This is a genomic window from Cedecea sp. FDAARGOS_727 (assembly GCF_012273235.1).
Classification (GTDB): domain Bacteria; phylum Pseudomonadota; class Gammaproteobacteria; order Enterobacterales; family Enterobacteriaceae; genus Cedecea; species Cedecea davisae.
Genome location: NZ_CP050966.1, coordinates 2,451,235 through 2,465,381, shown reverse-complemented (window position 1 = coordinate 2,465,381; position 14,147 = coordinate 2,451,235). Strand labels below are relative to the sequence as shown.

The 14,147-nt window shown below is 54.0% G+C and carries 14 protein-coding genes and 1 riboswitch; of the genes, 6 read left to right on the top strand and 8 right to left on the bottom strand.

What is annotated here, in order from left to right:
* Positions 1-42 precede the first annotated feature (42 nt).
* From parE to nudF, 5 genes are all read right to left on the bottom strand, one after another.
* On the bottom strand, positions 43-1,935 hold the full coding sequence (gene parE, locus FOC35_RS11780) for a DNA topoisomerase IV subunit B (RefSeq protein ID WP_016538228.1): 1,893 nt from the start codon (positions 1,933-1,935) through the stop codon (positions 43-45).
* A 45-nt stretch (positions 1,936-1,980) separates the two neighbouring features.
* On the bottom strand, positions 1,981-2,556 hold the full coding sequence (gene yqiA / locus FOC35_RS11775) for an esterase YqiA (protein ID WP_016538229.1): 576 nt from the start codon (positions 2,554-2,556) through the stop codon (positions 1,981-1,983).
* Positions 2,556-3,383 (bottom strand): 3',5'-cyclic-AMP phosphodiesterase, encoded by an 828-nt coding sequence (gene cpdA / locus FOC35_RS11770; protein ID WP_172568972.1) that lies wholly within the window; start codon positions 3,381-3,383, stop codon positions 2,556-2,558. The genes yqiA and cpdA overlap by 1 nt, the downstream gene beginning before the upstream one ends.
* Positions 3,384-3,467: 84 nt before the next feature.
* A complete protein-coding gene (locus FOC35_RS11765) occupies positions 3,468-3,893 on the bottom strand; it encodes a DUF1249 family protein (protein WP_016538231.1) in 426 nt (141 codons plus the stop codon).
* A 2-nt stretch (positions 3,894-3,895) separates the two neighbouring features.
* Positions 3,896-4,528 (bottom strand): ADP-ribose diphosphatase, encoded by a 633-nt coding sequence (nudF, locus tag FOC35_RS11760; RefSeq protein WP_016538232.1) that lies wholly within the window; start codon positions 4,526-4,528, stop codon positions 3,896-3,898.
* A gap of 211 nt (positions 4,529-4,739) precedes the next feature.
* On the opposite strand from nudF, the gene tolC reads away from it, so the two are divergent.
* The 3 genes from tolC to FOC35_RS11745 all read left to right on the top strand — a co-directional run bounded on the left by tolC (position 4,740) and on the right by FOC35_RS11745 (position 8,231).
* Positions 4,740-6,221: an outer membrane channel protein TolC gene (gene tolC / locus FOC35_RS11755; RefSeq protein WP_039898832.1), complete on the top strand. Its 1,482-nt coding sequence runs from the start codon at positions 4,740-4,742 to the stop codon at positions 6,219-6,221.
* Between the two features lie 169 nt (positions 6,222-6,390).
* On the top strand, positions 6,391-7,065 hold the full coding sequence (locus tag FOC35_RS11750) for a DUF1190 family protein (protein ID WP_016538234.1): 675 nt from the start codon (positions 6,391-6,393) through the stop codon (positions 7,063-7,065).
* Between the two features lie 5 nt (positions 7,066-7,070).
* Positions 7,071-8,231, top strand: coding sequence for a glutathionylspermidine synthase family protein (locus tag FOC35_RS11745; protein WP_016538235.1), 1,161 nt, complete (start codon positions 7,071-7,073; stop codon positions 8,229-8,231).
* 47 nt (positions 8,232-8,278) lie between these two features.
* Here FOC35_RS11745 and ygiD read toward each other — a convergent pair whose 3' ends face one another.
* Together ygiD and ribB are read right to left on the bottom strand one after the other, a co-directional pair.
* On the bottom strand, positions 8,279-9,067 hold the full coding sequence (gene ygiD / locus FOC35_RS11740) for a 4,5-DOPA dioxygenase extradiol (RefSeq protein ID WP_172568971.1): 789 nt from the start codon (positions 9,065-9,067) through the stop codon (positions 8,279-8,281).
* Between the two features lie 173 nt (positions 9,068-9,240).
* On the bottom strand, positions 9,241-9,894 hold the full coding sequence (gene ribB / locus FOC35_RS11735) for a 3,4-dihydroxy-2-butanone-4-phosphate synthase (protein ID WP_016538237.1): 654 nt from the start codon (positions 9,892-9,894) through the stop codon (positions 9,241-9,243).
* 94 nt (positions 9,895-9,988) lie between these two features.
* A riboswitch (FMN riboswitch) is annotated at positions 9,989-10,137 on the bottom strand.
* Positions 10,138-10,260: 123 nt separating this feature from the next.
* Here ribB and FOC35_RS11730 point away from each other — a divergent pair.
* Positions 10,261-10,521 (top strand): accessory factor UbiK family protein, encoded by a 261-nt coding sequence (locus tag FOC35_RS11730; RefSeq protein ID WP_039898836.1) that lies wholly within the window; start codon positions 10,261-10,263, stop codon positions 10,519-10,521.
* An 84-nt stretch (positions 10,522-10,605) separates the two neighbouring features.
* Here the strand turns inward: FOC35_RS11730 and tsr are convergent, their stop codons facing one another.
* The gene (tsr, locus tag FOC35_RS11725; protein WP_172568970.1) at positions 10,606-12,273 is read right to left on the bottom strand and encodes a methyl-accepting chemotaxis protein; all 1,668 of its coding nucleotides are present in this window, start codon (positions 12,271-12,273) and stop codon (positions 10,606-10,608) included.
* A 214-nt stretch (positions 12,274-12,487) separates the two neighbouring features.
* Here tsr and fimW point away from each other — a divergent pair, with 214 nt between their 5' ends.
* Both fimW and FOC35_RS11715 read left to right on the top strand, forming a co-directional pair.
* The gene (gene fimW / locus FOC35_RS11720) at positions 12,488-13,090 is read left to right on the top strand and encodes a fimbria biosynthesis transcriptional regulator FimW (protein WP_016538241.1); all 603 of its coding nucleotides are present in this window, start codon (positions 12,488-12,490) and stop codon (positions 13,088-13,090) included.
* A 253-nt stretch (positions 13,091-13,343) separates the two neighbouring features.
* Positions 13,344-14,051 (top strand): EAL domain-containing protein, encoded by a 708-nt coding sequence (locus tag FOC35_RS11715; RefSeq protein WP_172568969.1) that lies wholly within the window; start codon positions 13,344-13,346, stop codon positions 14,049-14,051.
* Positions 14,052-14,147: the final 96 nt, after the last annotated feature.

Here is a 14,147-nt window from a genome sequence, read left to right as displayed (position 1 = left end):
GGATGGCTATGCCATCCCTTTTACGTTTTGGAGAAAGGTTCTTTAACCCTCGATATCCGCCATATCGCCCTTCTCCTGTAGCCAGTTACGGCGGTCTTCGGAGCGCTTTTTGGCCAGCAGCATATCCATGGTTGCCAGCGTGCGCTGGTCGTCTTCATCGCTGATGGTTAGCTGCACCAGGCGGCGAGTGTTCGGATCCAGCGTGGTTTCACGCAGTTGAAGCGGGTTCATCTCGCCCAGCCCTTTAAAGCGCTGTACGTTCGGCTTGCCCTTCTTACGCTTAAGCTGCTCCAGCACGCCCGCCTTCTCTTCTTCGTCCAGGGCGTAATAAACCTCCTTGCCGAGGTCGATACGGTAGAGCGGCGGCATCGCAACATAAACGTGCCCGCCCTTAACCAGGGAGCGGAAGTGGCGTACAAACAGCGCGCACAGCAGCGTGGCAATATGCAGACCATCCGAGTCCGCATCCGCAAGAATGCAAACCTTGCCATAACGCAGCTGGCTAAGATCTTCGCTGTCAGGATCGATCCCGATAGCCACCGAGATGTCGTGAACTTCCTGCGAGGCAAGCACTTCATCGGAAGAGACTTCCCAGGTATTCAGGATCTTACCTTTCAGCGGCATGATTGCCTGATATTCGCGATCGCGAGCCTGCTTGGCCGAGCCGCCCGCCGAGTCCCCTTCTACCAGGAACAGCTCGGTGCGGCTCAGATCCTGCGCGCTACAGTCGGCCAGTTTCCCCGGTAAAGCCGGGCCGCTGGTTAACTTTTTGCGAACCACTTTCTTAGCGGCGCGCATACGGCGCTGGGCGCTCGAAATAGCCAGTTCGGCAAGCTGTTCGGCCGCCTGCACGTTTTGGTTCAGCCAGAGGCTAAAGGCATCTTTTACCACGCCGGAAACAAATGCGGCGCACTGACGAGAAGAGAGACGTTCTTTGGTTTGCCCGGCAAACTGAGGATCCTGCATTTTTACCGACAGCACATAAGCGCAGCGTTCCCAGATATCTTCGGCGGAGAGCTTCACGCCGCGCGGCAGAATATTGCGGTACTCGCAGAATTCACGCATTGCATCCAGCAGGCCCTGGCGCAGGCCGTTAACGTGCGTCCCGCCCTGCATAGTTGGGATCAGGTTTACGTAGCTTTCGGTCAGCAGCTCGCCGCCTTCGGGCAGCCACAGCAGCGCCCAGTCTACCGCTTCGGTATCGCCGGAAAAGTTGCCGATAAACGGGGCTTCCGGCAGCGTAATCAGGCCGTCAACCGCTTCGCACAGGTAATCCTTCAGGCCATCTTCATAGCACCAGCGCTGTTCGGTATTGTTGACTTTGTCGGTGAAGGTTATCTCCACGCCCGGGCACAGCACGGCTTTAGCCTTCAGCAGGTGGCTGAGGCGAGAAACGGAGAAACGCGGGCTGTCGAAGAAGCTTTCGTCCGGCCAGAAGTGAACGCTGGTGCCGGTATTACGTTTGCCGCAGGTGCCGATCACTTCCAGATCCTGCACCTTGTCGCCATTTTCAAAAGCGATGCTGTAAACCTGTGCGTCGCGGCGCACGGTCACTTCAACGCGTTTGGAAAGGGCGTTAACCACCGAAATCCCCACGCCGTGAAGGCCGCCGGAGAACTGGTAGTTTTTATTCGAGAACTTACCGCCAGCGTGCAGGCGGCAAAGGATCAGCTCAATTGCCGGGACTTTTTCTTCGGAATGGATATCAACAGGCATTCCTCGCCCGTCATCGATAACTTCCAGAGACTGGTCGGCGTGCAGGATGACATCCACGCGCTTGGCGTGGCCAGCCAGCGCCTCATCGACGCTGTTATCAATGACTTCCTGACCCAAATGGTTAGGACGAGTGGTGTCGGTGTACATTCCCGGGCGGCGGCGAACTGGCTCAAGCCCGGTGAGCACCTCTATATCATCGGCATTATAGGATTGCGTCATGGTTTATTCATTCAGATAGCGAAACAGGAAATCGGCCGGCTGGCCTCAGCTCAAGCCGAGGAAGTCGACAATCTGTGTGAAATAATCTTCGAAGCCCGTAAAGGCGTGATTGCCGCCGGGTTCCACCGTCTGGCGGCAGAGCGCGTAGTAAGCTACGGCCTGGCGGTAATCAAGCACCTCGTCGCCCGTCTGTTGCAGCAGCCAGATAAGATCCGGCGCTTCCAGCGGGTCAATCTGCATGACTTTTAGATCGTAAATATGGCGTGACTCTAGCACATATTGCTGCCCGGTGTAGGGGTTCTCGTTTTTGCCAAGATAATCAACCAGCAGCTCGAACGGGCGAACGGCAGGATTTACCACCACCGCCGGCAGGGTGAAACACTGCGACAGCCAGGTGGCGTAGTAGCCGCCAAGCGAGGAGCCGACAATACCAAGCTGCTCGCCACCGCGCTCCAGCACCAGCGACTCAAGAAGCTCGGTGGCATCCGCAGGATAGGGCGGCAATTGCGGAATGATCATCTCAATTTCCGGGTGATGCTGTGCAAGCCATGCCTGCATCCGGGTCGCCTTTGCAGATGCCGGAGAGCTATTAAACCCGTGTAAATACAGTAGAGCTGACATCAATAACCCTCGGAAGCCGTATCCGGGTTAAATTTGCAGCCCTGCAGGCGGCACACTTCGGTCGTCAGGCTCCCGTCCGGATAGAGATCCAGCCAGCGCCAGCCCGGTTCGATGGTATCGAGGGTGAAGTTAGCGCAGTGCGGCTTGAACTGGACGCAGGTAGAAGGCGTGGCCAGCATTCTGCGGCCGTTCCAGTCGAGATCCAGCTCCTGGTGAATATGCCCGCAGAGCAGGGTTTTAACCTGCGGCCAGGCCTTAAGTGCGGCATCCAGCTCGGCGGCGTTACGCAGGCTGTGCTGATCGAGCCAGCTGCAGCCAGCCGGAAGCGGATGATGGTGAAGCAGAAGCAGCGTGTGGCGTTCCGGGGCAGCGGCAAGCTGGCGCTCCAGCCATTCCAGCTGATAATCACTCAGCTCTCCGTGCGGGACGCCAAAGACCTGACTGTCCAGCAGCAGAATTTGCCAGTGCTCGCCAATATGCACGCGTTTGGCAGGAGAAATACCCGCTTCCAGAAGCGCGCTGAACATGGCAGGTTGGAAATCGTGATTTCCTGGAAGCCAAACGCAGGGCGCAGAAAATCTGGAGATGCCCTCAGCAAAGTGCTGGTAGGCCTCCGCGCTATGATCCTGCGCTAAATCACCGGTTGCAACCACCAGGTCACAGGCATGCTGTTCGGCAAGAATGGCGGCAATCACCGCCTGGTAGCTTTTCCAGGTATTAATACCCAGCAGCGTTTCGTCTTTTCCGGCGAACAGATGAGTATCGGTTATTTGCAATATCCTGATCCGGCCCCCATCGGCCACAGGAAGGGTTAACAGGCTTTCCAAATGGTGTCCTTAGGTTTCACGCACACTTACATACCATCCATTATTCAGGGCGTTGTGCCGTTAGCCGTCTTACTCCCCAAAAAACTAGGTATAAACCGGAACCGCCATTGCTCCATGCGCTAAACAGTAGCGCAGCCAATCAGCAAGAAACTGGTTAATTTGATGCTTTTCGTCGCGTTGATGCAACTTTTTATTCGGATAATCATAGCGTGCTTTGAAGCGAAAGATCTGCTGGCTTGAACACACTTCCGCCACCATCGCATCATGATACAACCTGACCGACATAGACGGCAGGCTCCAGTAGCTAACGCTTGGGTGCGTTTGCTCAATTTCCACAAGCGTAGTGTAACGAGTTGATTCTGATATAGTTAAGCGATATCTGGCGCTATTAACCTGATACGTTACCGTCTCGCCCGCTGCGTCATTTTGCGGCAGTAAGCGGCGCAGTTGTGCGAAGTTGGTTTCGCACAAACGCATCATTTCAGGGAAGTCAGGGGTATAGCGCTTCATAATCAGTGATTCCACTCTTTTCTTAATTGCTCATAATGCAGTTGCAGCCATTGCAAAGCGATGACCGACGCTGCGTTGTCGATGCTCCCCTCTTCTACACACTGGTAGGCCTGCTCCCGGCTTACCACATGAACACGAATATCTTCGTTTTCTTCCGCCAGGCCGTGAATGCCTTCGGCCAGGCTGGCGTCCACTTCACCAACTAAAATAGACAGTCTTTCACTGGTGCCGCCGGGGCTTGCTAAATAACTCAGCACCGGCTTTGTGCGGCCAACAACCAGGCCAGCCTCTTCTACTGCCTCGCGGCGCGCGACATCTTCAACGCTTTCGCCTTCTTCAATCATTCCGGCTATCATTTCCAGCAGCCACGGGCTTTCACTGGAGTCATAAGCGGCAATGCGAATCTGCTCAACCAGCACCACTTCATCACGCACAGGGTCATAGGGTAGCAGCACCGCCGCGTGCCCGCGCTCAAAAATTTCTCGCTTAACTTCCCCGCTCATTTCGCCGTTAAACAGGCGATGACGAAAACGATAAAGATCGAGCGAAAAAAAACCGCGATAAAGCGTTTCCCGTGCAATAATTTCTACATCCTTTTTGGCGAAAGTCACCGTCGGCTTTACTGACTTATTCATAGATGATGTCCTGATGGCAAATGGGCGCTGGCCGGGCGATTTCAACCCCGCACGACTGCCCTTTCAATTTTGATGTGGTAGATTGGTGAAAATTAAGGTAGATGGCACTTTACGCCAACCTGCCCGGCTGGCGGAATCTGTAGAATCGGCAATCATTTTCGACTCCTGTCGGCGTTAACAAAATAATTCTGCTTCACAACAAGGAATGCAAATGAAGAAACTGCTCCCCATTCTTATCGGTCTGAGCCTAACGGGTTTCAGCGCCATGAGCCAGGCAGAAAACCTGTTGCAGGTTTACCAACAGGCCCGCACCAGCAACCCGGACCTGCGTAAATCCGCCGCTGACCGTGACGCCGCATTCGAAAAAATCAATGAAACACGCGGTCCATTATTACCACAGCTTGGTCTGGGTGCAGACTATGGCTACGGCAGCGGTTACCGCGATTCAAACGGCGTTAACTCCAATGCTACCAGCGCGACTCTGCAACTGACGCAAACCATTTTCGATATGTCGAAATGGCGTGCGCTGACTTTGCAGGAAAAAAGCGCTGGCATTCAGGACGTCAGCTTCCAGACCGATCAGCAGGCGCTTATCCTGAGTACCGCCACCGCCTACTTTAATGTTCTGAGCGCTATCGATGCGCTGTCTTATACCGAAGCTCAGAAACAGGCGATTTACCGCCAGCTTGATCAAACCACCCAGCGCTTTAACGTTGGCCTGGTTGCCATTACCGACGTGCAGAACGCCCGTGCGCAGTACGATAACGTGCTCGCCAACGAAGTGACGGCGCGTAACAACCTGGACAACGCCGTTGAATCTCTGCGTCAGGTTACCGGCAACGACTACCTGAGCCTTGCCTCTCTGAACGTAGACGGTTTCAAAACCAGCAAGCCGGATGCGGTAAATAACCTGCTGAAAGAAGCAGAGAAGCGCAACCTCAGCCTGCTGCAGGCTCGCCTGAGCCAGGATCTGGCACGCGAGCAGATTCGCCTGGCGGAAGACGGTCACCTGCCGACGCTGAACCTGACCGCATCTACCGGCGTGTCTAATACCAGCTATAACGGCTCTAAAACCAGCGACCAGACCCGTTACGGCAACAGCTATGACGGTCAGAACAAAGTAGGCCTGAGCTTCTCCCTGCCGCTGTATCAGGGCGGCCAGGTTAACTCTAAGGTGAAACAGGCGCAGTACAACTTTGTTGGCGCCAGCGAGCAGCTTGAAAGTGCGCACCGCAGCGTGGTGCAGACCGTTCGCTCTTCCTTCAATAACGTGAACGCGTCCATCAGCACCATTAACGCCTACAAACAGGCCGTGGTTTCTGCCCAAAGCTCTCTGGACGCGATGGAAGCGGGTTACTCGGTGGGTACACGTACTATCGTGGACGTGCTGGATGCAACCACCACGCTGTACAACGCGAAGCAGCAGCTTTCCAGCGCACGTTACAACTACCTGATTAACCAGTTGAACATTAAATCCGCTCTCGGCACGCTGAACGAGCAGGATCTGGTGGCTCTGAACGGCGCACTCGGCAAACCAGTTTCAACTACCGCCGAAAGCGTTGCTCCACAAACCCCGGATCAGGATGCTCGCGCTGACGGTTACTCTGCGACAACCGCAGCGTCAAGCAAAGCTCCGCGCGCAACACCGGCGGCGGCAACCAGCGGTAAAAAAGCGAACCCATTCGCTAATTAATCGTCGGAATGTCGACAAAAGGGGCATCTAATCACGCCCCTTTTTTTCTGCCTTCGCTCTGAACGTAAGGCAACGTAAAGATTCCCTGCCAACAGGCCTTGATCGCTTCAATTTCGACCATTCATCCCCTATCCTTAGCACCAAACCTACTGGGCTCAGGACTAAGTCAATGAAACGGACAAAAAATATAAATCATTCATCGTTCCGCAAAAGCTGGAACGCACGCCATTTAACGCCGGTAGCCCTGGCCGTTACCGCCGTCTTTATGCTGGCGGGTTGTGAGCAGAGCGACGAAACCGTCTCTATGTATCAAAACGCCGACGACTGCTCTCAGGCAAACCCGGGCAAGAGCGCGGAATGCACCACCGCCTATACCAACGCCCTGAAGGAAGCCGAGCGCACCGCGCCGAAGTATGCTTCCCGCCAGGAATGTATCGCCGAGTTTGGTGAAGGACAGTGCCAGCCAGCTCCGGCTCAGGCAAGCCTTGCCGGTGAAAACCAGGCTCAGGCCCAGCCTCAGCAAAGCGGCAGCTTCTGGATGCCGCTGATGGCAGGCTACATGATGGGACGCCTGATGGGCGGCGGCGCAGGCTTTGCTCAACAGCCGCTGTTCACCTCGAAAAACCCGGCCAGCCCGGCCTACGGCAAATATGCCGATGCCAGCGGTAAGAGCTACGGCGCAGCAACGCCGGGGCGCACCGCCAGCGTACCAAAAACCGCAATGGCCCCTAAGCCAGCGACAACCTCCACCGTAACGCGCGGCGGCTTTGGTGAGTCGGTTGCTAAGCAGTCCACCATGCAGCGCAGCAGCGCTTCCGGCACCAGCCGCTCGATGGGCGGCTGATAGACATGGAAAGAGTCTCTATTGTCGAGCGCCCGGACTGGCGCGAAAAAGCGAACGAATATGGCTTTAATTTTCACACCATGTACGGCGAGCCTTACTGGTGTGAAGACGCTTATTACAAGCTCACGCTCGCTCAGGTTGAGCGTCTGGAAGAGGTGACCGCCGAGCTGCATCAAATGTGCCTCAAGGTGGTGGATAAAGTTGTCGCCAGCGACGAGTTAATGGCCCGCTTCCGTATTCCAAAACACACCTGGGAGTTCGTCCGCCAGTCGTGGCGTACTCAGCAACCTTCGCTCTACTCACGTCTTGACCTGGCCTGGGACGGCGTTGGTGAGCCTAAGCTGCTGGAAAATAACGCCGACACGCCTACCTCGCTGTACGAAGCGGCCTTCTTCCAGTGGATCTGGCTGGAAGATCAGGTTGCGGCCGGTAAGCTTCCTGAAGGGGCAGACCAGTTCAACAGCCTGCAGGAACAGCTGATCGAGCGCTTTGCCGAGCTCAAGCAGCAGCACGGTTTTAATCTTCTGCATTTTGCCTGCTGCCAGGACACGGTAGAAGATCGCAGCACCGTCCAGTATTTACAGGATTGCGCGGCCGAGGCGGAAGTTGCCAGCGAATTCCTTTATATGGAAGAGATCGGCCTTGGCGAAAAAGGCCAGTTCACCGATCTTCAGGATCAGGTTATTAGCAACCTGTTCAAGCTCTACCCGTGGGAATTCATGCTGCGCGAAATGTTCTCCACCAAGTTGGAAGACGCTGGCGTACGCTGGCTGGAGCCCGCGTGGAAAAGCATTATCTCCAATAAAGCACTGCTGCCGATGCTGTGGGAAATGTTCCCGAACCATCCGAATCTGCTGGCGGCTTATTTTGCCGAAGATAATCACCCGGAGATGGAAAAATACGTGGTGAAACCTATCTTCTCGCGCGAAGGTGCCAACGTGAAGATAATCGAGAACGGCCAGGAGATAGCGCGCGTTGACGGGCCGTACGGCGAAGAAGGCATGATAGTGCAGGAGTTCTATCAGCTACCAAAATTTGGCGACAGCTACACGCTTATCGGCAGCTGGCTAATCAACGGTAGTCCAGCCGGGATTGGCATCCGCGAAGATCGCGAGTTAATCACCCAGGATCTTTCTCGCTTTTACCCGCATATTTTCGTCGAATAACCGGCGATAAACGTTAAAAAGGCGCGAATTACGCGCTTTTTTATTACTTAGCCGACCTGCACCGACAGCATGCTTAACGATCCCATTTCAATACCATCCACCGGAATACTCACCGGTTCTTTGCCGTCCCACGCGCCGAGAACATAAAGCAGCGGCAGGAAGTGCTCCGCCGTAGGGTTCGACAGCGAGCCACCTTCATGCTCAAGATAATTGACCAGCGGATGTTGCCCGGCAGGCCCCTGCCAGGTCAGATTATCCTTCACATATTGATTAAACGACTCCGCCCACGGGTAAGGAGTGTTTTCCCCATGCCAGCGCGCGGTCCGCAGGTTGTGCACCACATTGCCGCTCGCCACCAGCATAATGCCCTGGTCACGCAGCGCGGCCAGTTTGCGGCCTGTTTCAAAGTGCCATGCCGCAGGTTTTGTGCTGTCGATACTCAGTTGCACCATTGGAATATCCGCCTCCGGGTACATTTTTATCAGCACGCCCCAGGAGCCGTGGTCAAATCCCCAGGCTTCTTTGTCCAGCGCAACCGGCGTTGGTGTCAGCAGCTCACGAAGCCGCTCTGCCAGCTCCGGCGAGCCGGGTGCCGGATAATGTGTGTCATACAGCGCCTGCGGGAAACCGCCGAAATCATGGATAGTCTTCGGCGTTTCCATCGCCGTGACGCCCGTTCCGCGGGTAAACCAGTGAGCCGACACCACCACAATCGCTTTCGGCCGCGGCAGCGTTGCGCCTAAGTGCGCCCAGGCTCTGGTATAGCGGTTATCTTCCAGCACGTTCATCGGGCTACCGTGACCAAGGAACAGCGCGGGCATACGTTGGGTTGTCATGATGGTGTCCTTAAAAGAGATTTAATGAACACAGATTACGCCCAATTTTTAGCGGAAGAACTCAGATAAGCATGATGAAGATCATCAGAAATTTTGAACAGGGGAAAAGCGCGATAACGGGGGGAAACGAAGCAGGAAAGCAGAAGCCCGACCGTGCCGATCGGGCCTGATTTTTAGCTGGCTTTGCGCGCCTGAGCCTGGCGATATTCCACCAGATCTTCAATGGTCACAACGGCCATATTGTGTTTACGGGCGAACTCGATGCACTCCGGCGCACGCGCCATGGTGCCGTCGTCGTTGGTCAGTTCACACAGCACGCCGGCTGGTTTGAAACCGGCCAGAGAAACCAGATCGATGGTTGCTTCGGTGTGGCCGCCGCGGGTCAACACGCCACCCGGCTGCGCGCGCAGCGGGAATACGTGCCCAGGACGGTGTAGATCGCTCGGCTTCGCGCCGTCGGCAATTGCCGCGCGCACGGTAGTCAGACGGTCGGCAGCGGAAACGCCGGTGGTTACGCCATGCGCGGCTTCAATGGTCACGGTAAAACCGGTGCCAAAGGCGCTGGTGTTGTTTTCGACCATCATTGGCAGGTCGAGCTGTTTACGGCGTTCGTCGGTCAGGCACAGGCAAACGATCCCGCTGCCGTGGCGAATGGTCAGCGCCATTTGCTCAACGGTCATGGTTTCGGCAGGGAAGATCATGTCGCCTTCGTTCTCGCGATTTTCGTCGTCGAGAACCATTGCCCCACGGCCTTCACGAAGCGCATTAAGAGCATGCTCTACGCGCTCTGTCGGGGTGCCAAATGCAGAAAGTAGCGTCTGATTCATGGTAATAAAAACCTCATTAAAATTATGGTTACCAGAATCAGGGCAGTCTTAGGAGCTAAAAAAATAACGCGGGCAGGCCTCAGCCTGACTTGATCGTTACTCTCTCCCATCCGGACTTTAACCGTCGGCCCCGGAATTACACCGGATCTGCTGACCTTCAGGCAAAGCCTGAAGCGCTCGCGGGCTTTCAGCGTAAGCTGATTTACCGCCGGTGGGGAGTTTCGCCCCGCCCTGAGAATAAGCAGGTTCACTATAGCGCTAATCATTTTTGTCGGCAACGATTACGCAGGCAACATTTCCGGTTTATCACCTGTCAATCAGGCATTACAATTAGGCTAATTACTCCCCCAGATAATGGAAGCCACTATGATTGACCCGAAAAAAATTGAACAAATTGCCCGCCAGGTTCATGAGTCTATGCCGAAAGGGATCCGTGAGTTCGGGGACGACGTGGAGAAGAAGGTTCGCCAGGTATTACAGTCTCAGCTTACCCGCCTGGACCTGGTCAGCCGTGAAGAGTTTGACGTGCAGACTCAGGTACTGCTGCGCACCCGCGAAAAACTGGCTCTGCTGGAGCAGCGTCTGAGCGAACTTGAAAACCGCGAAGCGCCAAAAGCCGCAGAATAATTATCGAGCGCTGAGTTTCCCGTAAGAAACAAAAGAAAAAGCCGCAGCGATTTGCACCGCCGCGGCTTTTTTAGCTTAAGGGAATTAGAACGTTTCCCAGTTATCGTCAGACGCAGCGGCAACCGCTTTACGCGGTGCGGCCGTCGCACCGGCCAGCTTCGGCGCAGAAGATTCCTGTGCTTTAGCTTTACGCTCCTGGGAGATGCGGAACACGGAGACGGACTGCGTCAGGCGGCTGGCCTGCTCTTCCAGCGCAGCGGCAGCGGCGGCGGACTCTTCCACCAGCGCGGCGTTTTGCTGAGTCACGCGATCCATCTCGGCAACGGCAAGCCCAACCTGGTCGATACCGCGGCTTTGCTCATCGGATGCGGAAGCAATTTCACCCATGATATCGGTCACGCGGGTGACCGCATTAACGATTTCACCCATCGTTTCCCCGGCGCTCTCAACCAGGGTTGAACCGGTATCCACTTTGCTGACCGAGTCTTCAATCAGAGTCTTAATCTCTTTAGCGGCCTGGGCGCTGCGCTGCGCCAGATTACGAACCTCACCGGCGACAACCGCAAAACCACGCCCCTGCTCACCGGCACGGGCCGCTTCAACGGCGGCGTTCAGCGCCAGAATATTGGTCTGGAAAGCAATGCCGTCAATCACGCTGATAATGTCGGCGATTTTCTGAGAACTCCCGGCAATTTCGCTCATGGTGTGAACCACGTTATCAACGACCTTGCCGCCGCGCTGTGCGGTTTCAGAAGCGCTAAGCGCCAGCTGGCTTGCCTGACGAGCATTTTCAGCATTCTGCTTAACCGTTGCGGTCAGCTGTTCCATGCTGGCAGCGGTTTCTTCCAGAGAAGCCGCCTGCTGCTCGGTACGAGAAGAAAGATCGTTGTTACCAATAGAGATCTCGCTGGCACCGCTATATATAGCGTTTGCCCCGTTACGCACTTCACCGACGGTTATCACCAGCTCGTTCTGCATGTGGCGCAGGTTGTCGGCCAGCTGGCCCATTTCATTGGTGCCTTCGACGTCGATTTTGCTAACCAGATCGCCGCCGGCAATATGGCGAATGCTCGCAATCAGGCTATTCAGCGGAGAAATAAGCGTAGTGCGGATCCCCTGCCAGACGACAATAATCACCAGCAGTACCACAATCAGCACACCAATCAATATCCAGATAGCCATGCTGTAAGAACTGTTGCTGCTGTCCACTGCTTCTTGATAGAGGTGGTCATTTTGCTGGAGATAATTTACGTACTGCTTCTCAAAACCGTCCTGATAGCTTTGGGTCGGCTGATCGAAGAATTGGTTAATTTTCCCGGCCCCGAGCAGTTGAATCAGCTCCGCCAGCGCGCCGTGATAAATATCGTAATTACGTTTAATTTCCTGAGCGGCAGCATCGTTCTGACGCGGATCGCGCGGCAACGCTTCATAAGCGGCCCACTCGACTTCAGCCTGCTTGAGCGAAGTGCTGGCGATACCCATCAGCTCTTCTACGGTAGCGCCGCTGCCAATTTTGCTGGCATCCATCATATAGCGGATCCCAGCGCGGTTCAGGGTATTACGGGTTTGCAGCAGGGCAACCCAGCTGCCGTTCAGCGTTGACTGCTGCTGCCGGATAGTTTGTAAAACGGTGAAATTTTCTTTGTCCTGCTTCAGCGCGTTAAAGAACAACCCGCCGGAAGCTATTTGTAGAATGCCAAACAGCCCCAGGACTACCAGTAAGCTTGTGACGATCTTGATTCGATTTAACATTGCTTCTCATTCCCTGTAAGACAAGTCTTAATCATCGGCGCAACAGCAGAAAACTTTACCTAAAGCGTTTCTTTGCCGTTTTTTCTGCTACCCCCAGGAAATGACCTGGCAATAATTCATCCTCCACGGCTGCGGGGTTAAGTCGTAACACATTCATAACCTGAGTTTTTTTCACTATGATTTTTAGACGACCCACCCCGTCCGGAGGAAAGACATGCTTACCGTTGCCATCAGTGAACGAAACAGCCATTTTGCGCATGGCATCAAAATTATTATTGAGCAACTCTGTCGCCAGTTTAGCGAAACTTATCATTTCTTACCGTTAGCGGATCAGGACGTTGCCGACCTGGTCTTTGTCGCACTCGATGATAATTGGCAGACGGCAAACTGCTACAAAATCCCGCAAACCACGCGCCAGCAGCGGGTTATTCTTATTTGCCGCAAGCGGGATCAGGAAAAACTGATGTTTCGTCCCTGCCTGTACATGCTGCCGTCTATTTACCGCGAGGATGAAGTCGATGACGTCCGGCTTAAGCTTGCGCCATGGGTCGATCCCGAGCGGCGTAAGAAAAATGCATTACCGGTACCAGCGGCGATTTGCCACTACTGCGCCACCCGTCATTTCAACATGCAGGAACGTGAATTACTGAAGTTAATGGCCTGCGGATACACCCTCAAAGATGCAGCATTTATTATGCATATTGATGAAAACACCGCTCGGGATAAACGACTATCAATTATGAAAAAACTTAATATCAAGAATCAATTTAAGCTAATGAATTATATAAAACTTAATTTACCGTTTCTGCTCGACTGAATAATTTATCCAGGCGTTTTCTTATTTGATCAGGGAAATATTCTTAATTAATAAAATCATTACCCCTTCACACAGCAGGGTTGCGAACTTTCGCGGCCTGGAATAAGCCATCTCTGGTATTCACTCATTAACAGCGCTGAGAGAATACCTTTCAAAATCATCTTTAATTTAGCTAAATGACTGCCTTGCCTTCCTTTTCGCTCGTCGCTCCTTTAGCAATACTGTAATCACTGTCACAATTAGCGACAAAATAATGATAAATACTCCTGGTGATAACATTTTATTATCTGCCCCAGAACATATATACGGAGTGCGCCTTGAACCGATCGTTGATTTATTTTCCAGGCAAATTATTAGCTACGAAGTCCTGAGCCGCCTGGCCCCGCAGCAAGATCCCGAAGCGTTTTTTGCGCAATTACCGACATCCGATAAAGTGACGCTCTTTTGCCATCAGGTAGGGCAACTAAAGTCCCTGTATAAACCAGGTAAATACTTCCTTAATCTGCCGCTGGAGGCGCTGATCGAAAGTCGGCACTTCGAGCGACTGCTTGATGTATGCGCGCCATGGGTAACAATTGAAATACAAGATGCCTCATTTTTTGACTCACTCTCATTGCGGCATAAGCTGTGCCTGCGAGAACGGATCGGGCAATTACGCCAGCAAAGGATCGCAGTCTGGCTCGACGATCTTTGCGAACATTCCGTTTTGCCATTTTACCACTACGGCATTGAAGCCGACGGTGTGAAAATTGATAAGCAGGCGTTCTGGAGACTCAGCAACCATTCGCCCGCACTGTGCCAGCTTGTTAACCAGTGTAAGGGCATCTCTGCGCAAATTATCATTGAAGGAATTGAAGACGCTGTTCATCTCGAGGTGGCTCGCGAGTCCGGTGCAAGATTTGGTCAAGGCTACTTATGGCCATATGAACGCTGGCTGTACGCCGATTTGTCGTCGTTGTGAAAGCTTCTATGTGCGCAGCTATGAGGAGAAATAAACACCGACGGGGTCAAACAGACTATTTTCTAAACCCCTCCTGCTACACTGCGCCACTTTTTT